We start from the raw sequence: 22,277 nt of genomic DNA, 5'->3' as shown, positions 1-22,277 counted from the left end.
CTCTGGGGCTCTGTGTTCCGGAACGGATTTTGCCCTCAAACCAGAACCCTCTCGGCGCGTTGCCCAGCCGCTTCCGCCGCACGCGCGTCCTGATCGTCGGATGCGGTGATGTCGGCGTGCGCGTGGCGCGCGCCTTGCCGCCCCGCGTGCGCGTGCTGGCCCTCACCTCGACGCCGGCGCGCGCGCCCCTGCTGCGCGACCGCGGCATCACGCCCCTGGTTGGCAATCTCGATGCGCCCGCCACCCTCGCGCGCCTCGCCGGGGTGGCCCACCGGATCGTGCACCTGGCGCCGCCGGCCAGCGAAGCCACGGAGCAATGGTGGCGGGACCACCGCACGCATGCGCTGCTGCGCGCGCTGAGGCAACGCTCGGCGCCGGCCTCCCTGGTGTACGGCTCGACCTCCGGCGTCTATGGCGACTGCGCGGGCGAGAAGATCGGCGAGGAACGCGCCGTGGCGCCACGCACACCGCGCGCCCAGCGCCGCGTCGATGCCGAGCGGCAGGTGCGTTTCTTCGGGCGCGGCACCGGAACGCGCACGGCAGTCCTGCGCATTCCCGGCATCTACGCGCCCGACCGGGCGGGCGGCACGCCGCGCGATCGCCTGCTGAAGGGCACGCCCGTTCTCACGCCGGAAGACGACGTCTACACCAACCACATCCACGCCGACGACCTGGCGCGGGCGGTCATCGCGGCCCTGTGGCGCGCGCGGTCGCAACGCGTCTACAACGCCTGCGACGACAGCGAGTTGAAGATGGGCGAGTACTTCGACCTCGCGGCCGACCTGTACGGATTGCCCCGGCCGCCCCGCATCCCGCGTAGCACGGCACAGGAGCAGTTGCCGCTGGTGCTGCTCAGTTTCATGAGCGAATCGCGGCGGCTCGACAACGCGCGGCTGAAGAAGGAGCTGCGCCTTCGGCTCGTGCATCCCACCGTCGCAAGCGGACTTCGGGATCGAGACTAGGGGGCGAGTGACGCGGCGGGCGCCGGCGCCTGCGCCCGCAACTCGCCGCAGCGTTGCACCAGCGCCTGGTGCAACTGCAGGTGCCGCTGGGCGATCTCGTCCTCGTGCAGCGCGACCGGCGCCTGCGCGGCCAGCCTTTCGGCGCAGTTCTCGCGGCGCAGGTCCGGTCCCAGGGACCCGAGATACCGTTCCAGGCGCAGCAGGCTGCTGTCGCTGGCATGCGCCGTGTAGCGTTCCAGTTCCGATTGCAACTGCACCCAGCGCGCGGCTGCCGGATCCGCCGCCATTGCGGGACTTCCGAGGGCCAGCAGGCCGCGCGCCTGCTGCACCAGCAGGTCCAGGCGGATGGCCGTGCGGGAGAAGGCGGGCGGCGGAACCGTGCCAGCATCCGCGCCGATCACCTGCGCCAGGGCCAGTGGTTCGCCCTGCCAGGCGGCCAGGTTGGTCCTGCGGGCGTCCGGCAGCGGCAGCTGTTCCCAGTCCTGCTGCAGCACCGCCAGGCGACCGAGCAGCTCTGCGTCGAGGACGGAAGCGAGCCGGTCGCCGAACCAGCTGCCGCCGGTTTCCTTCAGGACGGCCTGCAGCGCGCGCACCTGTTCGCGTTGCTCGCGGAATGCCGCGGTGTCCAGCGGCGCGCTGGCGTCCGCTGGCTGCAGGGCTTTCAGGGAGCGGAAAGCCCGCTGGTAGATCAGCTCGGAAACCCGCGTGTCGATCACCTTTGCCACCACGGGCCGGACGGGTTCCGGGAACACGGGCACGACCTCGGCGTTCGCACGGGCGCGCTCTTCCGAGAGCGCCCGCGCTTCCTGCAGCACGCGCGGCAGGCTGACGGCCTCGCGCGTCCGGGCCGCGCCGCCCGTGGCCTCGTCGGCCATGAAAGGCACCCGCAGCAGCGCGCCGAGTCCTTCGCGCAGTGCCGCACGGTCGCGGGACAGCCCGAAGCGCTGCTCCGCTTCGAGCCACACGATGCCGGGCTCGCGGTGGCCGCCGAAGGCCTGCTCGAACTGGCGGCGGAATTCGGAGAAGGCCGCACCCGACTGGCTTTGCAACTGCTGCACCACCTCCGGTCCCAGCAGGCGCGTGGCTTCGATGCGCTGCAGGATGCGCTGGTAGGCCGGGCCGAGCTGGAGCGTGCCTTGACCCATCCAGCCATTGCGGCCCTTGGCCAGCAGCGTGTTCTGGTCCTCCAGCAGCGCATGCACGGCGCGATAGCGCTCGATGGTGCGGTCGAACGGCATGGCCCGGGCCGCGGGATCGAACAGCCCGGCGCTGCGCGTGGCATAGCCCTGTTCCAGCGCGAACAGCTCGTTCGTGTTCAGCAGGCGGGTGTGCAGCGCGCCCATGGCCTTGTCGAGCGCGCAGCGGGTTGCCCATTGCAGGCGCGCCTGCATCAGGGCAGGCTGGATGCTCACCTCCTCGTTGCCCTGGAACATGCGCACGGCGCCTTCCAGCGCGCCCGGCAGCTCCTTGCCGAGGGTGTACGCCACGAGCTTGCGCAACTGGTCCGGCTGGCCGCTGCTGTACTGCAGGGACAGGAAGGACTGCACCGCGGCGTCCAGCTGCGCGACCCCGTCCACGTACTCGGTCACGGCAATGAACTCCGGAAGGTCTTCCGGTGCCGAGCTCAGGCGGCGCTCCAGCGTCAGTGGCACCGGCGACTGGCATTCGGCGCCGGTCTGCAGGTCGCCCGTGCCGCGCACCTGCGGCACGCCGCTCAGTCGGCTGGCACGCGCGTACAGCTCGCGCCGCAGGGTCTCGACGACGATGTCGCTGAACTCCCGCTCGAGGCGGGCCTGCACCTGCTCTTCGAGATCGTCGAAGGCGTGCCAGGAGCCGGGAAGGAAGGCGGTCCACGCCGCGCCGTGCTTCAGTCGCTCGCTGGCCGAGAGAAGCGCGATCGCCTTGCGGCGGTACCACTCGGGATCGACCGCCTCCCGGTTCGGGACACGCGCGCGGAAACGGGCGTCGGCGTTCAGCTGCAACAGCGTGCGCGTCAGTTCCTGCCGCCAGTTGTCCAGCTGCCAGGCAGCGACTGCGATGCCAGCGGCCCAGAGCGCGAGCAGCAGCCAGGCCAGTGCGAGCCAGGGCCGGCGCAGGGGCACCGCGCGGCGCAGGCGCACGGGAAGCCAAGCCGTCATGTCCTGCTCGCAGTGCGGGGCGCCACGGCCGGCCGCAGCAGGTCGCGCACTGGCCAGGTCTGCCACAACCACAAGGCCTCCGACAGCATCAGCAGCACCGCGGCGACCGCCGCCACGCGCAGCCATGCGCCCCAGCCTTCACGCCGAGGCTGATCCTGCCCGGACCCTGGAATTGCCGACACGATGCCTTCCCCCCGCTTGCAAGCGCCGACTGCCAAGGCTAGGCAGAGCGGCGCAGTTCCCTGTCAGCCGATTTCCGCAGCCGCTGTCGGACACGGCTGTCACATTCGGATTCAGATGCCTTCCGGCTTGCGCATCGTCTTCATGCGGTCCACCGAATGGACCGTCACCTGGCGGATGGCCGACCCCTGCAGCACCGTCAGGCGAACGTCGCCTTCGGCCTCCGGGCGTGACCACAGCTTCTTGTAAAAGCCTTCCAGCGTGTTCACCTTTTCGTCGTCGATGGCCAGCACCACATCTCCCTCGCCCAGGCCCGCGTCGAAGGCAGGACTGCCGCGGCTGACCCGGACGATCTGCACCCGCCCGCCGTGCTCGGTGGAAGTCAGCCCCAGCCAGGGCCGATGGCTCACCCGGGTGCTGCCCGTCTGCTGCATTTCCGCAAGGATGGGTTTGAGCAGGTCCACCGGCACGAACATGTTGCCCGGCACCTGCCGGTTGTCGCCCATCGCGTTGCCCACGAACAGGCTGCCGATCCCCAGCAGTTCGCCGCGCGCGCTGAACAGCGGCGCCCCGCTGTGGTTGCGCAGCGGCGGGCTCGTGAACAGCGCGCTCTCGATGTGGTATTCCCAGTAGCCGGAGAACGGTCGGTTCGCCATCAGCTGGGTGACCCCGACTCCGCCCTCATCGCCACCGGTGACGGCGATCAGCTTCGTCTCGGCGGCGATCTCCTTAGCGCTGCCCAGCGTCACGGGCTGGATCCCGCGCAGCGGCAGCAGGGCCCGCACCAACCCGAAGCCGGTGGCCAGGTCGTACGCCACCGGACTCGCCGGAACGACGCGGTTGTCGAAGGTGGTCACCTGGATCGCGTCCGCTTCCACGATCAGGTAGCCGATGGTGAGGATCAGGCCGTCGCTTCCGATCACGACGCCCGAGCCCGTGCGGTCGCGTCCGAGCGTTTCCGCGGACCTCGCTCCTTCGGTGGCGGTGACCTCCAGGCCGACGACGGCTTCGACGGCCCGCGTGATCGCCTCGATGTTCGCCTGTTGCGATGCAGCCGGCGACGCGGCTTGCGCGGAGAACGCTGCCGCGAGAGCGAGCAGCACGATGCCGGCGGACCGGCGGGTGAGGCGCAGGAGGGACATCGGGATCCCCGGAAGTTGGCCGAGTGAGGATGCTCCAAAAGGCCGCCTGCCGCAATTGTCCGGAGGGACACCCCGGCCGGGCGTCAGGTGAAGGAAATCCGCGCGGCCCTTTTTTGCATAATTCGATTCACCCAATTGGCAAGGAAAATTCGTGGCGACTTATCTGGAATTGAAAGAGCAGGCGGAAAAACTGCTGGCGGAAGCGGAAAGAATGCGCGAACAGGAAATCGCCGACGCGATCGCCGATATCAAGCGCAAGGTCGACCTGTATGGCCTGACTGCCGCCGATCTCGGATTTGCGCGCGGCGGCCCGGGGAATTCGCGCGCCAAACCGGCAAAGTCGGCGAAATCGCCGGTGAAATACCGCGGTCCCAACGGGGAAACCTGGTCGGGTGGGCGGGGCCGCAAGCCGCGCTGGGTCACCGAGGCGCTCAAGGAAGGCCGCCGGCTGGAGGAATTCGCCGTTTAGAAAAGGAACGGCGCGGCCGTGGACCGCGACCTGCGCGTGTCTGAAAGCCAATTGCCCGTCAGGAAATTCGTTTCGATTGCGACACCGCCGCGCTTTGGGGTGCGCAAGACCGCAAGCGACGCCTGCATCGCCTACCGGGTCGGCTGACGCAAGCCGCGAAGCCAACCCATCAACCGCATCCATAAAGACTGGCGGACTTCGCGCTTGGGGGTGGTGATGCGCAACAGGCGGGGGTCGGTCACGCGATCTCCTTCAGAGTCGGTCATGTCTTCAAGGGGCTGGGTGGGGTACCTGCTCATGGGCTCGAAGACCCAGAACAAGATCTGCATCACGCACCCGATCAGCAGGATCGGGAGCTTGACCAGCCACCACAGACCCTCCACCAGGGAGGTGGCGATGGCTTTCATTCGTTCATGCATGCGGGATGCGGCGGATGGATCGTCCATCGGAGGGACACCCGTGCCGCGGCGAACTCTGCCTTCGCCATCGCATCGAGAACGATGGCGGCTGACTCGATCCCTGCGACCGGGAGGTCATCCTCATGCCTTGCTCCTGAGGTTTGGACACAGATCCTGCTGTGACCGAACACGGAACACCATCCACGGGAATGCTTAAGAGGAAAGGGCTAGGCTCAACGGTTGCGGATGGCTGCGCGTCACGGGGGAGAGCAACGCAGCGGCTCACCGTTTTGCGGAAAACGATGCGGAACGGGCTGTGGAATTGCGCTGCAGCTTCTTCAGCAAGAAAACGCTGGTGCCGGAGGCCGGAATCGAACCGGCACGGTGTTGCCACCGGCAGATTTTGAGTCTGCTGCGTCTACCGATTTCGCCACTCCGGCAGTGTAGAGAGGGCAGCCGGAAATTATGGCACAGTGACGCCATGCAATACCCCACGATCGAGGACGCGATCGGCAGGACGCCGTTGGTCGCGCTGCAACGCATCGGGGCGGCGGACAACGCGAAACGCGGCAACGTCATCCTCGGAAAACTGGAAGGCAACAATCCCGCGGGCTCCGTGAAGGACCGCCCGGCCCTGTCCATGATCCAGCGCGCGGAAGAGCGCGGCGAGATCAAGCCGGGCGACACGCTGATCGAGGCGACGTCCGGCAACACCGGCATCGCCCTCGCCATGGCCGCGGCCATCAAGGGCTACCGCATGGTGCTGGTCATGCCGGAGGACCTGTCCATCGAGCGCGCGCAGACCATGAAGGCGTTCGGCGCCGAACTGGTGCTCACGCCCAAGAGCGGCGGCATGGAGTACGCGCGCGACCTCGCCGAGAACATGCAGCGCGAGGGCAAGGGCCGCGTGCTGGACCAGTTCGCCAATGCCGACAACCCGCGCATCCATTACGAAACCACCGGTCCGGAGCTGTGGGAGCAGACCGGCGGCCGTATCACGCACTTCGTCAGCGCGATGGGAACCACGGGCACCATCACCGGCGTGTCGCACTTCCTGAAGGAGAAGAACGCGGCGGTCCGCATCGTCGGCGCGCAGCCGAGCGAAGGCTCCCGCATTCCCGGCATCCGCAAGTGGCCGCAGGAATACCTTCCGCGGATCTACGACCCGAAGTCTGTGGACGAGCTGGTCTACGTCAGCCAGGAAGACGCCGAGGACATGTGCCGCCGGCTGGCGCGCGAGGAGGGCATCTTCGCGGGTATCTCCGCGGCGGGTGCGTGCTGGGTCGCGCAGCAGGTCGCGCAACAGGTGGAGAACGCGACCATCGTCTTCGTGGTGTGCGATCGCGGCGACCGCTACCTCTCCACCGGGGTGTTCCCGGCGTGAGCGAGATGCGCTTCTGCCCGCAGTGCGCGACCCCGCTGGCCTGGATCGCGCAGCAGGAGGACGGCGGCGAGAAGCAGCGCCTGCGCTGTGCGTCCTGCAACTGGACGCACTGGAACAATCCGACGCCGGTGCTCGCGGCCGTCGTGCAGTACCAGGACAAGATCCTGCTGGCGCGCAACGCCGCCTGGCAGCACAAGATGTATGCGCTGATCACCGGCTTCATGGAAGCCGGCGAGACGCCGCAGGACGGCATCACCCGCGAGATCGCGGAGGAGACCAACCTGCGCGCGCTCTCGGTCGACCTCATCGGTGTCTATGACTTCCAGCGCATGAACCAGGTGATCATCGCCTACCATGCCGTGTGCGAGGGCGAAGTGAAGCTGTCGCCCGAACTCGTCGACTACCGCCTGTTCGCCTATGACCAGTTGCGCTGCTGGCCGGCCGGCACCGGTTACGCCCTGGCCGACTGGCTGCGCGGCCGCGGCTACGAGCCGCAGTTCATGGAGTTCGCGCGGCCGTCAGGGGACAAGTGATGCAGATCGACAAGGAAATCGACACGCGCGGGCTCAATTGCCCGCTGCCCATCCTGAAGGCCAAGAAGGCGCTGACCGACATGAAGAGCGGCCAGCTGCTCAAGGTGGTCTCCACCGATGGCGGATCGCTGCGCGACTTCCAGGCCTTCGCCAAGCAGACCGGCAACGAACTGGTCGAGCAGCAGACCGTGGGCGACGAGTACATCCACGTGCTGCGTCGCCGCTGAACACGGAGCCAGGCATGACAGCGGGGGAGCAGGAGCCGGTCGTGCTGCGCACCGCTGCCGGCGACAGCGCCGCCATCAGCTTGCACGGCGCGCAACTGCTGTCCTGGCGGCCCGCCGGAGCGGAGGAGCAGATCTATCGCAGTCCCCTGTCGGTACCCGCGGCGGGCAAGTCCGTGCGGGGCGGCACCCCGATCTGCTTTCCCCAGTTTTCCGATCGAGGTCCCCTGCCCAAGCACGGGTTCGTCCGCACGAGCCACTGGGAGCTGGTCGAGGCGGCGATGCCGGGCGGCGAGATCGCCGAGGCCCACTTCCAGGTCGATTCCTCCATGCTGCCGGCCGCCTGGGACCATGCGTTCTGCCTGGTGCTGGTGGCGCGGCTGGGACACGGCTGGCTGGAGCTGCACCTGCAGGCGGCCAACACCGGCCGTACCCCGTACAGCTTCACCGCGGCGCTGCACACCTACTTCGCCGTGCACGACGTGCGCACAGCGTCGGTGGCGGGCTTGGGCGGCCTCCAGTACGAGGACGCGCTGCAAGGCAACGCGTTGAAGCGGGACGATGCGCCCGCGCTCGCCTTCCCTGGCGAAGTGGATCGCGTGTACCGCGACGTGCCGCCGCAGCTGCACCTGGCCGGCGGCGGCATGCCGGATCGCCGCGTGATCCAGCAAGGGTTCACCGACGCGGTGCTGTGGAATCCCGGCGTGGACAAGGCGGCCCGCCTGGGCGACATGCCGCCGCAGGATTGGCTGCGGATGGTCTGCATCGAGGCCGCGGTGGTCGCGCGACCGGTGACCTTGCCGCCGGGCAAGACCTGGCGGGGCATGCAGCGCCTGGAACTGGTGCCGCTCAGCCCTTGAGGTCCAGACCCTTCAGGTAAGCGCGGAAGCCGGGCCCGATTTCCGGGTGCTTCAAGGCGAACTCCACCGAGGCCTCCAGGAAGCCGTCCTTGCTGCCGCAGTCGTAGCGCTTGCCCTCGTACAGGTAGGCATGCACGCCTTCGGTCCCGATCAACTGTGCGATGCCATCGGTGAGCTGGATCTCGCCGCCGCTGCCGCGCGGCTGGTTGGCAATGCAGTCGAACACCGACGGCGTCAGCACGTAGCGGCCGGCCACGCCCAGGCGGGAGGGCGCCTTGTCGGGCAAGGGTTTCTCGACCATCTGCCGTACCTTCACGAGGCGTTCGCCGGCCGGTTCACCGGCCACGATGCCATAGCGCTTGACGTGCTCCAGGGGCACTTCCTGCACGGCGAGCACGGATGTCTGCACGCGCAGGAACACCTCCACCATCTGCTTGAGGACGCCCGGGCCGCCGTCCCTGCCGACCATGAGGTCGTCCGCCAGCAGCACGGCGAAGGGGTCGTTGCGCACGATGTGGCGGGCGCACAGCACCGCGTGTCCGAGGCCCAGGGAGCGGGGCTGGCGCACGTAGGAGCAGTCCATGTCGGCGGGCGCCAGGCTGCGCACCAGCGCCAGCAGTTCCTTCTTGCCCGTCGCCTCCAGCTCGCTTTCCAGCTCGTAGGCCGTGTCGAAGTGGTCCTCGATCGCGCGCTTGTTGCGCCCGGTGACGAAGATCATGTGGCGGATGCCGGCTTCGTACGCCTCTTCCACCGCGTACTGGATCAGGGGCTTGTCCACCACGGGCAGCATCTCCTTGGGCTGCGCCTTGGTCGCGGGAAGAAAGCGGGTGCCCAGGCCTGCGACCGGGAAGACCGCTTTGTTAACATGTGTGAAGTTTTTCATCGACCGCTCTTGGGGTTGTGGCTAGAGTGGGCCGGCTCCGGCACCACCGGGGGCGATCATCGCTGAAGTGACGCGTCTTGCGGTGACACCAAGGAACGTTTGTCTTGGAAATCCTTCTGCTCGAACGGCTGATTCCCGAAGCGCAGGCGTGGCTGGAAGCGAGGCACCAGCTCTCCTACCGGCCCGAACTCGCGCAGGACCCCATCGCGCTGCGCAAGCAGCTCTACAACGTCCAGGCGCTGGTGCTGCCCCGCAAGCTGCCCGTCACCCGCGAGTTCCTCGACTTCGCGCCGGTGCTGCGCGCGTTGGCTCGCATGCATGAGGGGACCGACAACACGGACCTCGAGGCTTGCCGGGAACGTCGCATCCGCGTGCTGCAGGCGGTGAATGCCCATGTGCGCTCCAACGCGGAATACCTGCTCGCGAGCCTGCTGCTGCTGTATCGGCGGGCGATCGGTTCGGCCCTGAAGGGGGATCGACACGCCCCCGCCACGCTCGGGCGCGAACTGCACGGGAGCACCGTCGGCATCCTGGGCCTGGCGCCCTCGGCCCATGCGCTGGCGATGATGCTCGACGCACTCGGCGCGAAGCTGATCGGCTACGACCCCGCCGTGCACCACTCCGCCTCGACGTGGCAGCGGCTGCGCATCCAGCCCGTGAGCCTGCAGGACCTGATGGCGCAGGCCGATGCCGTGACGGTGCAGGTGCTCTATGCCTCGCGCTACCGCGGCTTCGTCAACGACAAGGTGCTCGCGCACTGCAAGCCCGGCCAGCTGTGGGTTGGCACGACCCGCTCGGACCTTTTCGACGGGGAGGCGCTGGCGCGTGCGCTCGCCGACGGCCGCATCGAGGCTGCGATGCTCGATGGCGCCGAGGCCGGTTTCGCCGCGCGCGGCACGCCGCTGCACGGACAGCGCAACCTCTATCTCACGCCGCGGCTGGGCTCCTACACGCGCGAATCGCGGGTGCGCGCGAGCTGGTACGTGGCCCAGCGCCTGCACGAGACGCTGACCAGCCCGCGCCATTCCGGCTTCGACACCATCCTCAGCGGGGCCATGGGCCTGGACTCGGTACCGGACAGCGTGCCGTCCTCGGTGCCGCACGCCGAACGCTGATCAGCCCAGGCGCTGCAGCTGCGCTTCCAGCTTTTCCAGCAAGGCCGCGAAGTCGGCGATGCGCTGGCGCTCCTGCTCGATCACGGCGGGCGGCGCCTTGGCGACGAAGGCCTCGTTGGACAACTTGCCGTTGGCCTTGGCCAATTCGCCCTTCACCCTGCCGACTTCCTTCGTGATGCGCGCCTTCTCGGCGGCGACGTCGATCTCCATGTAGAGGCACAGGCGTGCCTGGCCGACCATGGCCACCGGCGCGGCCTTTGCAGCCGCTGCCCATTCGGGCTCGCTGTCGAAAATCTTCACCTCGCTCAGCTTCGCAAGGGCCTGCAGGACCGGCGTGGCCTCGCGCAGGAAGCCCGTGTCGCCCACCACGTACGCCGGCAGGCGCGTGCCGGGGGACACGTTCATTTCGCCGCGCAGGGTGCGGCACGCGTCCACCACCGCCTTCAGCTTGGCCATCCAGGCTTCCGCCTGCGGGTTCACGTTGGCGGGATTGGTCTCCGGATAGGGCGCCAGGCTGACGGAGTCGCCGGTCTTGCCGGCGACCGGCGCCACCTTCTGCCACAGCTCCTCGGTGATGAAGGGAATCACCGGGTGGGCGAGACGCAGGATCGCCTCCAGCACGCGGATCAGCGTGCGGCGCGTCCCGCGCTGCTGCGCGGCGTCGCCGCCCTGGATCTGCACCTTGGCGATCTCCAGGTACCAGTCGCAGTACTCGTCCCACACGAACTGGTACAGGGTGGTGGCCACGTTGTCCAGCCTGTACTCGGCGAAGCCCTTCGCCACTTCGGCTTCCGCCTTCTGCAGCACGGAAATGATCCAGCGGTCGGCCGGCGTGAGCGTCGCGTCCTGCTCGGCGAGATCCTGCCCCTCGCAGTTCATCAGCACGAAGCGCGTCGCGTTCCAGAGCTTGTTGCAGAAGTTGCGGTAGCCCTCGCAGCGCTTGGCGTCGAAGTTGATCGAACGGCCCAGCGTCGCCAGTGCCGCGAAGGTGAAGCGCAGCGCATCGGCGCCGTAGGCGGGAATGCCTTCCGGGAATTCCTTCTCGGTGTTCTTGCGCACCTGCGGCGCCGTCTCCGGCTTGCGCAGTCCGGTGGTGCGCTTGTCCAGCAGCGGCGGCAGCGCGATGCCGTCGATCAGGTCCACCGGGTCGAGCACGTTGCCTTCCGACTTGCTCATCTTCTTGCCGTGCGAGTCGCGCACCAGGCCGTGGATGTAGACGTGGCGGAACGGCACCTGGCCGGTGAAGTGGGTCGTCATCATGATCATCCGGGCGACCCAGAAGAAGATGATGTCGTAGCCGGTCACCAGCACGCTGGAGGGCAGGTACAGGTCCATGTCCTGCGTCTTTTCCGGCCAGCCCATCGTGGAGAAGGGCACGAGCGCGGAGGAGTACCAGGTGTCCAGTACGTCGGGGTCGCGCGTGAGCTTCTTGCCGGGAGCCTGCGCCTGGGCTTCCGCCTCGGTGCGGGCCACGTAGACCTCGCCCTGCTCGTCGTACCAGGCGGGGATCTGGTGGCCCCACCAGAGCTGGCGGGAGATGCACCAGTCCTGGATGTTCTTCATCCACTGGTTGTAGGTGTTGACCCAGTTCTCCGGCACGAAGCGCACGGCGCCACTGTCGACGGCGTCGATCGCCTTCTGCGCGATCGACTTGCGGGTGGGGTCCTGCGGGCTGACCTTGGTCATGGCCACGAACCACTGGTCGGTGAGCATCGGCTCCACCACCTGGCCCGTGCGCGCGCAGCGCGGGACCATCAGCTTGTGCTTGCGGGTTTCCTCGAGCAGGCCGTGCGCCTCCAGGTCGGCCACCACCTTCTTGCGGGCGACGAAGCGGTCCAGGCCGCGGTACGCCGCCGGCGCGTTGTCGTTGATCTTCGCGTCCAGCGTGAGCACGCCGATCATGGGCAGCTGGTGCCGCTGGCCCACGGCGTAGTCGTTGGGATCGTGGGCGGGCGTGACCTTGACGACGCCGGTGCCGAATTCCTTGTCGACGTAGGCGTCGGCGATCACCGGGATCTCGCGGTCGCACAGCGGCAGCTTGACGTACTTGCCCACCAGGTGGCGGTAGCGGTCGTCGTCGGGGTGGACCATCACGGCCACGTCGCCTAGCATGGTCTCGGGACGCGTGGTGGCCACGGTGAGGTGGCCGGAGCCGTCGGCGAGCGGATAGCGGATGTGCCAAAGGAAGCCGTCTTCCTCCTCGCTCTCCACTTCGAGGTCGGACACGGCCGTCTTCAGCTCCGGGTCCCAGTTCACCAGCCGCTTGCCGCGGTAGATCAGGCCCTGCTGGTACAGCCGGACGAAGGTCTCGGTCACGATCTTCGAGAGCTTCTCGTCCATCGTGAAGTACTCGTGCGACCAGTCCACGCTGTCGCCCATGCGGCGCATCTGCGTGGTGATGGTGTTGCCGGACTTCTCCTTCCACTCCCAGACCTTCTTGACGAAGTTCTCGCGGCCCAGGTCGTGGCGGTTCACGCCCTGCTCCTGCAGCTGGCGCTCCACCACGATCTGGGTGGCGATGCCGGCGTGGTCGGTGCCCGGGACCCACAGCGTGTTCGCGCCGCGCATGCGGTGGTAGCGCGCCAGGCTGTCCATGATGGTCTGGTTGAACGCGTGGCCCATGTGCAGGGTGCCCGTCACGTTCGGCGGCGGCAGCTGGATGGCGAAGGAGGCTTCGCCGGCCTTCGCCGTCCCGGTGCCGCGGTGGCCCGCGCGGGCGTAGCCGCGCTGTTCCCACAGCGGGCCCCACTTCGCCTCGATGGCGGCCGGTTCGAAGGACTTGGAGAGGCTGTTCAGCCCAGGTTGTTCGTTGCTCACCCGGGGATTTTAAGTGCCGCCCTGCGGCGGCGCGGTCCGCGCGGCTTCCACGCAGTCCTTCAGCACCTTGGCGTCGCCGACCTGGTTGGCCAGCAGCAGGATGAGCCGGGCGTTCAGGAGGGCGGATTGCTGCTCGGTCAGGCCCTGGTGGGCGTCCAGCAACTGCTCGTAGAAGCCGTCGGCGTCCTGCAGGTTCAGGTTGGTCTTCATGCCGCCTCCTCCTCCTCGTGCAGCGCCGTGCCGAGCGCCTGGCCCACCGCGTGCACCAGCGCGGCATCCACGCTCTCGCCGGTCGCGGCGACGTAGCTGTCCGGGCGCACCAGGGCCCAGGCATGGCCGAAGACGTGGCAGGCTCCCTGCAGGTGGCCTTTGGGATCGCGCACATGCTCCAGCGCACCCGCCGGATCGTCGGGGCCGAGCACCTGCACCGCCCGCACCGGCGCGGTTTCCGTCAGGCCGCGCAGGCGCTGCAGCGCGACCTGCGGTGCGGCGCCGAACAACAGCACCAGCAGCCGCCCGTGCGCCCAGCGCAGCAGGTCGTTGACGCGTCCCGGTGAACCGTCGGGCCACTGGAAGGCGACGTTCTGTACCGACTGCCCACCCGTGCGGTCGCAGGCGCTCGAGTGCGTGTATGGATTGGCGACGGCCATGCGGCCGGTGTTGACGAGCTGCCGGGCGAAGACGTGCTGCCGCGCCAGGCCCAGCGCCGCGTCGCGGAACATCTTTTCCTGCGGCGTCCCGGGTCGCAGGAAGCGTGCCGTGCGATTGGTCACGAGCACGTTCTGCCTGGCCGCTTCGTGGCGCTCCTCGTGGTAGCTGTCCAGCAGCGCCGGCGCGGCCCGACCCTGGAGGACCGCAGCCAGCTTCCAGGCCAGGTTGTCCGCATCGGCGATGCCGGTGTTGCCGCCGCGCGCGCCGAAGGGGCTCACCACCTTGGCGGCATCGCCCATGAAGAACACCCGCTGGTGGCGCATGTGGTCCACGCATTCGCTGCGGTAGGCATACGGACCCACCCACACGATCTCGACGCCAGCGTCGGGCCCGAACTGGCGGGCCAGGCGCTCGCGCACGACTTCCTCCCGGCTCACCTCGGCAGGGTCCGCGTCGGGCGCCATCTGGTAGTCGATGCGCCAGACACCGTCGCCCATCAGGTGCTGCCAGACCGCGCGGTTCTCGTTGAAGGGCGCCTCGATCCAGGTGTGGCGTTCCACCGGCGGATGCTTGGTGAAGCGGACGTCGGCGATGCACCAGCGGTCGTCGCCCTTCTTCGCCGTGACGGAGGCGTTCACCCACTTGCGGAACGGGCTGTGGCTGCCGGTGGCGTCGATCACGTAGTCGGCGCGCAGCTGGTAGTCGCCCTCGGGGGTCTGGACGGTGAGCGTGGCGCACTCGTTGTCCTGCCGGAAGTCGGTGACCCGGCTGCGCCAGCGCAGGTCCACGTGGCCCAGCTCGTAGATCCGCTCGACCAGGTAGCCCTCGATGTAGAACTGCTGGATGTTGATGAAGGGCGGCTGGGTCGACAGGTTGAAGGCGCTCTGCTGCCGCAGGTCGAACGAGTACACCTCGTCCTTGCCCGCGAAGGTGCGGCCCACGCTCCACTGGATGCCCTTGCCGGCGATGCGCTCGTAGACGCCCAGGCGCTCGAAGATCTCCAGCGACTTCTGCGTGTAGCAGATGCCGCGCGACGACGCGCCCTTGACGCCGACCGTGTTGTCCTCGTCCAGCAGCACGGCCGGGACGCCGTAGTGCGCGAGCGCGCACGCGGCCGTGAGGCCGGTGATGCCGCCGCCGACGATCACGATCGGATGGTGGCCGGGCTGGCCCGAAGCGAGCTCCGGCGGCGCCAGGAAGGGGTATTCGGGCAACGCGTAGCCGCTGCCCTGCGTGAACTCGTAGCCGTTGGTGAACGCCGCCCCGGCGTAGCTTTCCGCCATCTTTCTGTCCTCCGGAAATGGCCGCCCCCGGTTCGCCCGGAGGGGCGGCCGCGCCCTCATTTCTTCACGAATTCGGGGCGGTCATTCTGCTGCGGCTTCAGCGGCTCCGCCACCTTGCCGGCGGCGCGGTCCCGGCGCCACTGGTCCTTGCGCGCAGTCCATTCGTTCAGGCGCGCGTGCGCGGTCTTGCTCTCCTGCAGCATCTGGAATTCGTCGGCCAGCTGGGCCGTGAGCTCCAGGCGGATCCCGTTCGGATCGAAGAAGTAGATGCTGTGGAAGATGTGGTGGTCCGTGACGCCCAGCACTTCGACGCCGTTGGCTTCCAGCCGCGCCTTCATGTCCTGCAGCGCCTGGATCGAGTCGACGCGGAAGGAGATGTGGTTCACCCACTTGGGCGTGTTCGGCGACGGCTCGCAGGCCTGGTCGTCGCCCAGGTCGAAGAAGGCGATGAACGACCCGTCCTGCAGCCGGAAGAAGAAGTGCGTGTACGGGCAGTACTCGCCGGTGCTCGGCACGTAGTCGCTCTGGATGATGTGGTACAGCGGCAGGCCGAGGATGTCCTCGTAGAAGCGGCGGGTCTCCTCGGCGTCGCGCGCCCGGTAGGCGTAGTGGTGCAGCTGCTGGATGGGCGCGGGCGCGGGCAGGGCGCCCGGGGCCTTCAGGACGGCGGCCATGGTGACTCCTGGATTTAACAATGCGTAATGCGTTTACTTTACCGTAATGCCGAGCCCCATCCGCCGCGCTGCTTCGAGCCCGTTGAGATTCGTTATCAACTGGCGCAAACCAATAGCCATGCTGAATGAAGTGCATTGAGTCTGGCTATTAGACGGCGCTGCCCCGCGTCACTACGCTTGCAGCGTCTTCGGCCCCGCCGGAGCGCCACGCATCGTCCTCACCCCACCTCGAAGGAGAACTCCATGGCCAATTTGAAAGGCTCGAAGACCGAAGAGAACCTGAAGGCCGCCTTTGCCGGCGAGTCCCAGGCCAATCGCCGCTACCTGTACTTCGCAAACAAGGCGGACGTCGAGGGCCAGAACGATGTGGCGGCGCTGTTCCGCTCCACGGCGGAAGGCGAGACGGGCCATGCCCACGGCCACCTCGAATGGCTGGAGCAGGTCGGCGACCCCGCCACCGGCCTGCCGATCGGCAGCACCCGCAACAACCTGAAGGCCGCCGTCGCCGGCGAGACGCACGAGTACACCGACATGTACCCCGGCATGGCGAAGACCGCGCGCCAGGAAGGCTTCGACGAGATCGCCGACTGGTTCGAGACGCTGGCCAAGGCGGAGCGCTCGCACGCCAACCGCTACACCAAGGCGCTGAACGAGCTGACGGACTGAGTCCCCGGCTTCCCGAGTTCCGTCCTCTCCCCGCGGGGAGAGGGCTGGGGTGATGGCACGCGCGTGCCATCATTCCAGCCCCCCAGCACAACAAGCGAAGCAAACGCCATGGCCGTCCGCGAAGGCAACCTCGAGGCGCCCACGCGCCATCCCATCGCCTGGAAGTCGCCCGAGTACTACGACGAAGGCGCGACCTTCAAGGAGCTGGAGCGCATCTTCGACATCTGCCACGGCTGCCGCCGCTGCGTGGCCCTGTGCGGGGCCTTTCCCACGCTGTTCGACCTGGTCGACGAAAGCAAGACCGGCGAAGTCGACGGCGTGGAGAAGAAGGACTACTGGAAGGTCGTCGACCAGTGCTACCTGTGCGACCTGTGCTACATGACCAAGTGCCCCTACGTGCCCCCGCACGAATGGAACCTGGACTTCCCGCACACGATGCTGCGCGCCAAGGCGATCAAGTTCAAGAAGGGCGAGGTCGACTTCGGCTCGAAGTTCCTCTCGTCCACCGACGTGCACGGCCAGTTCGCCGGCATCCCCGTCGTGGTCCAGGTCGCCAACGCGGTGAACCAGACCAAGCCGATGCGCGCGCTGATGGAAAACACCCTGCACGTGGACCGCAATGCGTGGCTGCCGGCGCTGGCGACCCGCAAGTTCCGCAGCGCCGCGCCGAAGACCGCGGAACTGCCCGTGAGGAACGGCGAGCGCACGCCCGGCAAGGTCGCGATCTTTGCCACCTGCTACGTCAACTACAACGAGCCGGGCATCGGGCTGGACCTGCTGAAGGTCCTTGCGCACAACGACATCCCCTATGTGCTGGTGGAAAAGGAGCAGTGCTGCGGCATGCCCAAGCTGGAGCTGGGCGACCTGGACGCGGTGGACAAGAGCAAGCAGGCGAACATCCCGGTGCTGGCGAAATACGCGCGCGAGGGCTACGCGATCCTCGCCGCCGTGCCGAGCTGCACGCTGATGTTCAAGCAGGAGATCCCCCTCATGTACCCCGAGGACGCCGACGTGCAGGCGGTCAAGGAGGCGATGTGGGATCCCTTCGAGTACCTCACCTCGCGGCGGCGCGACGGCCTGCTGAAAACGGAATTCCCGCAGTCGCTGGGCAAGGTGAGCTACCAGGTCCCCTGCCACACGCGCGTGCAGAACATCGGCCGCAAGACCGAGGAACTGCTCAAGATGGTGCCCGGCACCTTCGTGCACACCAACGAGCGCTGCTCCGGGCACGCGGGCACCTTCGGCGTGAAGAAGCCGTACCACGAGGTGGCGATGAAGATCGGCAAGCCGCTGTTCAAGCGCATGGCCGAACACCCGCAGGGCGGGGCGCCCGACTTCATCAGCTCGGACTGTCCCCTGGGCGGCCACCACATCGACCAGGGATTCGACCGCAACGGCCTGGGCGCGCCGCGGCTGGAGCACCCCATCACGCTGCTGCGGATGGCCTACGGATTGAAGTGAACACCATGCAGACCACGGGCAAGATCACGACCGACAGCCTGATGACGCTGGAGGCGTACGCGAAGTGGCGCAAGCTGCACAAGGGCGAGATCATCGCGCACCGCCGGCTGCGCGCCGTGCACCTGGGCGAGCACATCACGGTGCAGTTCGAGAGCGAACTCTCGATGCGCTACCAGATCCAGGAGATGCTGCGCATCGAGAAGATCTTCGAGGAAGAGGGCATCCAGTCCGAGATCGATGCCTATTCGCCGCTGGTGCCGGACGGCGGCAACTGGAAAGCCACCATGCTGATCGAGTACCCGGACGTCAACGAGCGCAGGCGCGAACTGGCGCGTCTGATCGGCGTGCAGGACCGCATGTTCGTGGAAGTGGAAGGTCACCCGCGCGTGTACGCGATCGCCGACGAGGACCTGCCGCGGGACAACGAGGAGAAGACCTCCGCGGTGCACTTCCTGCGTTTCGAGTTCACGCCGGCGATGCGCCAGGCAGTCAAGGCCGGCGCCGCGGTGAAGCTGGGCTGCGACCACACCAACTACCCGGCGCACGTGGCGATCGTGCCGGAGACGCTGGCCTCCCTGGCCGGCGACCTTCGCTGACGCTGGGGTTCGGCTGCGCGCTCACCCCAGCCTACATGGGGCATTCCTTGGAACATGAAAGCTGAGCGTCCACGTCCTTGACGGGACACTTCGTAGGCTGGCGGTGAGCCCGAAGGCGAACCCCAGCGATCCTGCGCGCCAACTTCAGCCCATTCACGCGGGCGAAAACAAGTCCACCCGGTCCGTGATGATCCCGTCGGTTCCCAGGTCGAGCAGCCGCTGCGCCGCCCAGTCGTCGTTGACGGTGTAGCTCAGGCAGCGCATCCCCGCTCCCTGGACCTTTGCGACCGTGCCGGCGTCCCACAGCGCGTGGTTGCAGACGATGGCCACGCACTGCAGCCGCTGCGCGATGTCGAACCAGCCGTCCCACAAGGTGTCCAGCAGCAGGCCGCGCGGCAACTGCGGCTGCGCCTGCAGCGCGGCCCGCAGCGATTCGGGACGGAACGACGTCAGCAGCGGCGGCACGGCCTGGCCGCGCCAGATCCGCTCCGCGTAGTCGGCGACGACCTGGCCGGTCTTGTCTTCCAGCCCCGGCGTCGGCTTGATCTCGACGTTCAGGTCGAAGCGGTTGGCCAGGCAGTAGCGCGCGACGTTCTCGAAGGTCGGCAGCGGCTCGCCCGCGTACTGCCGCGAATGCCAGCTGCCGGCGTCCAGGCGCGCCAGCTGGTCCCAGGGCTGGTCGCCACCCAGGCCGATGCCGTTGGTGGTGCGCTCCAGCGTCGCGTCGTGCATCAGGAAGGGCACGCCGTCCGCCGACAGCTTCACGTCGCATTCGAACATGCGGTAGCCATGCGATGCGCCCAGGCGGAAGGCCGCCAGCGTGTTCTCCGGCGCCAGCCTGCCGGCGCCGCGATGCGCCACCCAGCGCGGGTAAGGCCAGGGAATCATGGGACCTCCGCCATCCGCAAGCGGAGGGAGCGGGCGCCTTCGGCCGGCCGTGCGGCGCTCACGCCGCAATCCGCTTGCCGCTGGCGGCGTCGAACCAGTGCAGCCGGTCTTCGCGGGGCGTGACGCGGATCACCTGCTCCGGCTTCGGCGCCGGCTGGTTCTCCTCGATCCGGACGATGATCTGCTCGCCGCCGATGCGACCGTAGATCAGCCGTTCGGCGCCCAGCAGTTCGACGCTCTCCGTGCGCACTTCCCAACCGCCGTCGCCCACGTCCAGGTGCTCGGGGCGGATGCCGGTGATGGCGCCGTTGCGGCCGCCCTGCACGTCCTTCAGCAGGTTCATGGGTGGCGAGCCGATGAAGCTCGCCACGAAGGTGGACGCGGGCCGGTGGTACACCTCCTCCGGCGTGCCGAACTGCTCCATGCGACCCGCGTTCATCACGATCATGCGCTCGGCCAGCGTCATCGCCTCGACCTGGTCGTGGGTGACGAACAGCGAGGTGATGCCCAGCTCGCGGTGCAGCTTCTGGATCTCGATGCGGGTCTGCGCGCGCAGCTTGGCGTCCAGGTTGGACAGCGGCTCGTCGAACAGGAACACCTGGGGCTGGCGCACGATGGCGCGGCCCATCGCCACCCGCTGGCGCTGGCCGCCGGACAGCTGGCGTGGCTTGCGGTCCAGCAGGTGCCCCAGCTCCAGGATGCCGGCGGCCTTGTCGACCCGCTGCTTGATCTCCGCGATCGGCATCTTGCGGATCTTCAGGCCGTAGGCCATGTTGTCGAACACGCTCATGTGCGGGTACAGCGCGTAGTTCTGGAACACCATCGCGATGTCGCGCTCCGCGGGCTCCAGCTGGTTGACCACCCGGCCGCCGATGGCGATCTCGCCGCCGCTGATCTCTTCCAGCCCGGCCACCATGCGCAGCAGCGTGGACTTGCCGCAGCCGGACGGCCCGACGATCACGATGAACTCGCGGTCCGCGATCTCGGCGCTGACGCCGTGGATCACCTGCAGTTCCGCCTTGCCCTTGCCGTACTTCTTGACGACGTTTCTGAGGGAAATGGATGCCATGCTTATTTTTCCGTGTCCACCAGGCCCTTGACGAACCACTTCTGCATCAGGACCACGACGACGGCCGGCGGCAGCATCGCCAGGATCGCGGTGGCCATCACCACGTTCCATTCGATGTAGACCTCGCCGAAGATCAGCCGCTTGATGCCCATGACGATCGGGTACATCTTCTCGTCGGTGGTCACCAGCAGCGGCCAGAGGTACTGGTTCCAGCCGTAGATGAACTGGATGACGAACAGGGCCGCCATCGAGGTCTTGGACAGGGGCAGCAGCACGTCCTTGAAGAAGCGCATCGGCCCGGCGCCGTCCATGCGCGCGGCCTCCACCAGTTCGTCCGGCACCGTCATGAAGAACTGGCGGAACAGGAAGGTCGCGGTGGCCGAGGCGATGATGGGAATGGTCAGGCCCGCCATCGTGTTGAGCATCCGCAGGTCCGAGATCACCTGGTAGGTCGGCCCGATGCGCACTTCCACCGGCAGCATCAGCGTGGCGAACACCAGCCAGAACACGAGGTTCTTGGCCGGAAAGCGGAAGTAGACGATGGCGAAGGCCGACAGCAGCGAGATGGCGATCTTGCCGAGGGCGATGATCAGCGCCATCGCCAGGCTGATGCCCATCATCGGCAGCGCCGGCGCGACGCTGGCGCCCGCCTCGGTCTTGCCGCCGAACAGCGCGAAGCGGTAGCTCTCGACGATATTGGTGCCGGGCAGCAGCGAGATCGGGTTGCTGGAGGTGATCTGCTGTGCCGTCTGGGTGGAACCGATGAAGGTCACGTAGATCGGGAAGAACACCACGATCACCCCGATGACGAGGATCAGGTGGGAGAAGAAGTTGAGGATGGGCGTGCGCTGGACCATGTCAGTAGTGCACCTTCTTCTCGACGAAGCGGAACTGCATCACCGTGAGCGCCATGACGATGGCCATCAGCACCACCGACTGCGCGGCCGAGCCGTTGATGTCCAGCGCCTTGAAGCCGTCGTAGTAGACCTTGTAGACCAGGATCGCGGTTTCCTTGCCGGGGCCGCCGTGGGTGGCGGCGTCGACGATGGCGAAGGTCTCGAAGAAGGCGTAGATGATGTTGATCACCAGCAGGAAGAAGGTGGTGGGCGACAGCAGCGGGAACACGATCGTCCAGAAGCGCCGCCAGGGCGAGGCGCCGTCGATGGTGGCCGCCTCGATCAGCGACTGCGGGATCGACTGCAGTCCGGCCAGGAAAAACAGGAAGTTGTACGACAGGTGCTTCCAGATCGCCGCCATGACGATCAGCGCCATCGCGTGGTTGGCATTGAGCAGGTGGTTCCAGTCGAAGCCCATCTCGATCAGCGCATAGCGGATCACGCCGTAGGGCGACGCGAACATCATCAGCCACAGCACGCCGGCGACCACGGGCGCCACGGCGTAGGGCCAGATCAGCAGGGTCTTGTAGAGGCCGGACGCCCGGACGACGCGGTTGGCCATCACCGCCAGCAGCAGCGACAGCGCCAGTCCGCCAACGGCCACCAGGATCGAGAAGATCGCCGTGGTCTTGAACGATTCGAGGTAGCTCGGGTCGCTGAACAGGCGCTGGAAGTTCTCCATGCCCACGAATTCGCTGGTGGCGCCGAAGGCGTCCTGCTGCATCACGCTCTGGTACAGCGCCTGGCCCGCCGGCCAGAAAAAGAACACCAGGATGACGGCCATCTGCGGTGCGATCAGCACCCAGGGCAGCCACGCCGACTTGAATAGAACCCGCTTCTCCATTGGCGCCTATTCTCTCCCGAACGAACGGGCCTCCAAATGAAAGCGGACGAGCCCCGCTCGCCCGCTACCGCTATTACGTTTCCGAATCCCTCCCCCGCTTGGCGGGGGAGGGCTGGGGAGGGGGTGCCGTCATCGGACGCGAGC

23 protein-coding genes and 1 tRNA gene are annotated in these 22,277 nt (G+C 67.6%); 11 read left to right on the top strand and 13 right to left on the bottom strand.

Features of this window, described 5'->3' with window-relative positions; translation table 11 throughout:
• The first annotated feature begins 29 nt into the window (after positions 1-29).
• On the top strand, positions 30-962 hold the full coding sequence (locus tag AC1DSA_RS06715; protein ID WP_477887315.1) for an SDR family oxidoreductase: 933 nt from the start codon (positions 30-32) through the stop codon (positions 960-962).
• Here AC1DSA_RS06715 and AC1DSA_RS06710 read toward each other — a convergent pair.
• A complete protein-coding gene (locus AC1DSA_RS06710; RefSeq protein ID WP_477887313.1) occupies positions 959-3,100 on the bottom strand; it encodes a hypothetical protein in 2,142 nt (713 codons plus the stop codon). The genes AC1DSA_RS06715 and AC1DSA_RS06710 overlap by 4 nt on opposite strands.
• A 293-nt stretch (positions 3,101-3,393) precedes the next feature.
• Entirely contained in the window at positions 3,394-4,422 is a 1,029-nt protein-coding gene (locus AC1DSA_RS06705; RefSeq protein ID WP_477887311.1) for a S1C family serine protease, read from the bottom strand.
• 151 nt (positions 4,423-4,573) lie between these two features.
• Between AC1DSA_RS06705 and AC1DSA_RS06700 the strand changes: the two genes are divergently transcribed.
• Positions 4,574-4,891 (top strand): H-NS histone family protein, encoded by a 318-nt coding sequence (locus AC1DSA_RS06700; RefSeq protein ID WP_477887309.1) that lies wholly within the window; start codon positions 4,574-4,576, stop codon positions 4,889-4,891.
• A gap of 18 nt (positions 4,892-4,909) precedes the next feature.
• Positions 4,910-5,038, top strand: coding sequence for a hypothetical protein (locus AC1DSA_RS06695; protein ID WP_477887307.1), 129 nt, complete (start codon positions 4,910-4,912; stop codon positions 5,036-5,038).
• Here AC1DSA_RS06695 and AC1DSA_RS06690 read toward each other — a convergent pair.
• The gene (locus AC1DSA_RS06690) at positions 5,023-5,298 is read right to left on the bottom strand and encodes a hypothetical protein (protein ID WP_477887305.1); all 276 of its coding nucleotides are present in this window, start codon (positions 5,296-5,298) and stop codon (positions 5,023-5,025) included. The genes AC1DSA_RS06695 and AC1DSA_RS06690 overlap by 16 nt on opposite strands.
• A 344-nt stretch (positions 5,299-5,642) precedes the next feature.
• Positions 5,643-5,729 (bottom strand) — tRNA-Leu (locus tag AC1DSA_RS06685).
• Between the two features lie 41 nt (positions 5,730-5,770).
• Here AC1DSA_RS06685 and cysM point away from each other — a divergent pair.
• The 4 genes from cysM to AC1DSA_RS06665 are packed head-to-tail and all read left to right on the top strand — an operon-like array spanning position 5,771 to position 8,290.
• Positions 5,771-6,673: a cysteine synthase CysM gene (cysM, locus tag AC1DSA_RS06680; RefSeq protein WP_477887303.1), complete on the top strand. Its 903-nt coding sequence runs from the start codon at positions 5,771-5,773 to the stop codon at positions 6,671-6,673.
• Positions 6,674-6,678: 5 nt separating this feature from the next.
• On the top strand, positions 6,679-7,206 hold the full coding sequence (locus AC1DSA_RS06675; RefSeq protein ID WP_477887442.1) for an NUDIX hydrolase: 528 nt from the start codon (positions 6,679-6,681) through the stop codon (positions 7,204-7,206).
• Positions 7,206-7,433 (top strand): sulfurtransferase TusA family protein, encoded by a 228-nt coding sequence (locus AC1DSA_RS06670; protein WP_477887301.1) that lies wholly within the window; start codon positions 7,206-7,208, stop codon positions 7,431-7,433. Before AC1DSA_RS06675 ends, AC1DSA_RS06670 begins: the two co-directional genes overlap by 1 nt.
• A gap of 14 nt (positions 7,434-7,447) precedes the next feature.
• Positions 7,448-8,290, top strand: a complete 843-nt coding sequence (locus tag AC1DSA_RS06665) for a D-hexose-6-phosphate mutarotase (protein WP_477887299.1) — start codon at positions 7,448-7,450, stop codon at positions 8,288-8,290.
• Here AC1DSA_RS06665 and galU read toward each other — a convergent pair.
• Positions 8,280-9,173, bottom strand: a complete 894-nt coding sequence (gene galU, locus AC1DSA_RS06660; protein ID WP_477887297.1) for a UTP--glucose-1-phosphate uridylyltransferase GalU — start codon at positions 9,171-9,173, stop codon at positions 8,280-8,282. The genes AC1DSA_RS06665 and galU overlap by 11 nt on opposite strands.
• A gap of 104 nt (positions 9,174-9,277) precedes the next feature.
• On the opposite strand from galU, the gene AC1DSA_RS06655 reads away from it, so the two are divergent.
• Positions 9,278-10,288: an NAD(P)-dependent oxidoreductase gene (locus AC1DSA_RS06655; RefSeq protein WP_477887295.1), complete on the top strand. Its 1,011-nt coding sequence runs from the start codon at positions 9,278-9,280 to the stop codon at positions 10,286-10,288.
• On the opposite strand, the gene AC1DSA_RS06650 is transcribed toward AC1DSA_RS06655, so the two are convergent.
• The 4 genes from AC1DSA_RS06650 to AC1DSA_RS06635 are packed head-to-tail and all read right to left on the bottom strand — an operon-like array spanning position 10,289 to position 15,713.
• Positions 10,289-13,105, bottom strand: coding sequence for a valine--tRNA ligase (locus AC1DSA_RS06650; protein WP_477887293.1), 2,817 nt, complete (start codon positions 13,103-13,105; stop codon positions 10,289-10,291).
• Between the two features lie 9 nt (positions 13,106-13,114).
• Entirely contained in the window at positions 13,115-13,315 is a 201-nt protein-coding gene (locus tag AC1DSA_RS06645; RefSeq protein ID WP_477887291.1) for a DUF2783 domain-containing protein, read from the bottom strand.
• Complete coding sequence (locus AC1DSA_RS06640) at positions 13,312-15,039, bottom strand: FAD-dependent oxidoreductase (protein WP_477887289.1); 1,728 nt, start codon at positions 15,037-15,039, stop codon at positions 13,312-13,314. Before AC1DSA_RS06640 ends, AC1DSA_RS06645 begins: the two co-directional genes overlap by 4 nt.
• Before the next feature lie 56 nt (positions 15,040-15,095).
• The gene (locus AC1DSA_RS06635; RefSeq protein ID WP_477887287.1) at positions 15,096-15,713 is read right to left on the bottom strand and encodes a VOC family protein; all 618 of its coding nucleotides are present in this window, start codon (positions 15,711-15,713) and stop codon (positions 15,096-15,098) included.
• Positions 15,714-15,956: 243 nt separating this feature from the next.
• Between AC1DSA_RS06635 and AC1DSA_RS06630 the strand changes: the two genes are divergently transcribed.
• From AC1DSA_RS06630 to AC1DSA_RS06620, 3 genes are all read left to right on the top strand, one after another.
• On the top strand, positions 15,957-16,379 hold the full coding sequence (locus AC1DSA_RS06630; protein ID WP_477887286.1) for a rubrerythrin family protein: 423 nt from the start codon (positions 15,957-15,959) through the stop codon (positions 16,377-16,379).
• Between the two features lie 108 nt (positions 16,380-16,487).
• Entirely contained in the window at positions 16,488-17,840 is a 1,353-nt protein-coding gene (locus tag AC1DSA_RS06625) for a heterodisulfide reductase-related iron-sulfur binding cluster (protein ID WP_477887284.1), read from the top strand.
• Between the two features lie 5 nt (positions 17,841-17,845).
• Entirely contained in the window at positions 17,846-18,436 is a 591-nt protein-coding gene (locus tag AC1DSA_RS06620) for a DUF3501 family protein (RefSeq protein WP_477887282.1), read from the top strand.
• Between the two features lie 153 nt (positions 18,437-18,589).
• Here the strand turns inward: AC1DSA_RS06620 and ugpQ are convergent, their stop codons facing one another.
• The 4 genes from ugpQ to ugpA are packed head-to-tail and all read right to left on the bottom strand — an operon-like array spanning position 18,590 to position 22,133.
• Positions 18,590-19,324 (bottom strand): glycerophosphodiester phosphodiesterase, encoded by a 735-nt coding sequence (ugpQ, locus tag AC1DSA_RS06615; RefSeq protein ID WP_477887280.1) that lies wholly within the window; start codon positions 19,322-19,324, stop codon positions 18,590-18,592.
• Positions 19,325-19,382: 58 nt separating this feature from the next.
• Positions 19,383-20,393 carry a sn-glycerol-3-phosphate import ATP-binding protein UgpC gene (locus AC1DSA_RS06610; RefSeq protein WP_477887278.1) on the bottom strand — a complete coding sequence of 337 codons (1,011 nt, stop codon included), beginning with the start codon at positions 20,391-20,393 and terminating at the stop codon, positions 19,383-19,385.
• A 2-nt stretch (positions 20,394-20,395) separates the two neighbouring features.
• Entirely contained in the window at positions 20,396-21,250 is an 855-nt protein-coding gene (gene ugpE, locus AC1DSA_RS06605) for a sn-glycerol-3-phosphate ABC transporter permease UgpE (RefSeq protein ID WP_477887276.1), read from the bottom strand.
• A 1-nt stretch (position 21,251) separates the two neighbouring features.
• Positions 21,252-22,133: a sn-glycerol-3-phosphate ABC transporter permease UgpA gene (gene ugpA, locus AC1DSA_RS06600; RefSeq protein ID WP_477887274.1), complete on the bottom strand. Its 882-nt coding sequence runs from the start codon at positions 22,131-22,133 to the stop codon at positions 21,252-21,254.
• Positions 22,134-22,277 lie beyond the last annotated feature (144 nt).

The sequence above is a fragment of the Ramlibacter sp. P4_H7 genome, from assembly GCF_056400765.1.
Note: the sequence above shows the minus strand (reverse complement) of the source record. Positions and strands in the feature narration are given on the sequence as shown.

What these genes read in the sequence shown, in the direction of transcription:
- AC1DSA_RS06610 (WP_477887278.1), bottom strand. Translation starts at nt 20,393, where the DNA reads ATGGCATCCATTTCCCTCAGAAACGTCGTCAAGAAGTACGGCAAGGGC.
- AC1DSA_RS06670 (WP_477887301.1), top strand. Translation starts at nt 7,206, where the DNA reads ATGCAGATCGACAAGGAAATCGACACGCGCGGGCTCAATTGCCCGCTG.
- ugpQ (WP_477887280.1), bottom strand. Translation starts at nt 19,324, where the DNA reads ATGATTCCCTGGCCTTACCCGCGCTGGGTGGCGCATCGCGGCGCCGGC.
- AC1DSA_RS06640 (WP_477887289.1), bottom strand. Translation starts at nt 15,039, where the DNA reads ATGGCGGAAAGCTACGCCGGGGCGGCGTTCACCAACGGCTACGAGTTC.
- AC1DSA_RS06710 (WP_477887313.1), bottom strand. Translation starts at nt 3,100, where the DNA reads ATGACGGCTTGGCTTCCCGTGCGCCTGCGCCGCGCGGTGCCCCTGCGC.
- AC1DSA_RS06625 (WP_477887284.1), top strand. Translation starts at nt 16,488, where the DNA reads ATGGCCGTCCGCGAAGGCAACCTCGAGGCGCCCACGCGCCATCCCATC.
- AC1DSA_RS06665 (WP_477887299.1), top strand. Translation starts at nt 7,448, where the DNA reads ATGACAGCGGGGGAGCAGGAGCCGGTCGTGCTGCGCACCGCTGCCGGC.
- galU (WP_477887297.1), bottom strand. Translation starts at nt 9,173, where the DNA reads ATGAAAAACTTCACACATGTTAACAAAGCGGTCTTCCCGGTCGCAGGC.
- AC1DSA_RS06630 (WP_477887286.1), top strand. Translation starts at nt 15,957, where the DNA reads ATGGCCAATTTGAAAGGCTCGAAGACCGAAGAGAACCTGAAGGCCGCC.
- AC1DSA_RS06645 (WP_477887291.1), bottom strand. Translation starts at nt 13,315, where the DNA reads ATGAAGACCAACCTGAACCTGCAGGACGCCGACGGCTTCTACGAGCAG.
- cysM (WP_477887303.1), top strand. Translation starts at nt 5,771, where the DNA reads ATGCAATACCCCACGATCGAGGACGCGATCGGCAGGACGCCGTTGGTC.
- ugpE (WP_477887276.1), bottom strand. Translation starts at nt 21,250, where the DNA reads ATGGTCCAGCGCACGCCCATCCTCAACTTCTTCTCCCACCTGATCCTC.
- ugpA (WP_477887274.1), bottom strand. Translation starts at nt 22,133, where the DNA reads ATGGAGAAGCGGGTTCTATTCAAGTCGGCGTGGCTGCCCTGGGTGCTG.
- AC1DSA_RS06635 (WP_477887287.1), bottom strand. Translation starts at nt 15,713, where the DNA reads ATGGCCGCCGTCCTGAAGGCCCCGGGCGCCCTGCCCGCGCCCGCGCCC.
- AC1DSA_RS06690 (WP_477887305.1), bottom strand. Translation starts at nt 5,298, where the DNA reads ATGAAAGCCATCGCCACCTCCCTGGTGGAGGGTCTGTGGTGGCTGGTC.
- AC1DSA_RS06620 (WP_477887282.1), top strand. Translation starts at nt 17,846, where the DNA reads ATGCAGACCACGGGCAAGATCACGACCGACAGCCTGATGACGCTGGAG.
- AC1DSA_RS06675 (WP_477887442.1), top strand. Translation starts at nt 6,679, where the DNA reads ATGCGCTTCTGCCCGCAGTGCGCGACCCCGCTGGCCTGGATCGCGCAG.
- AC1DSA_RS06705 (WP_477887311.1), bottom strand. Translation starts at nt 4,422, where the DNA reads ATGTCCCTCCTGCGCCTCACCCGCCGGTCCGCCGGCATCGTGCTGCTC.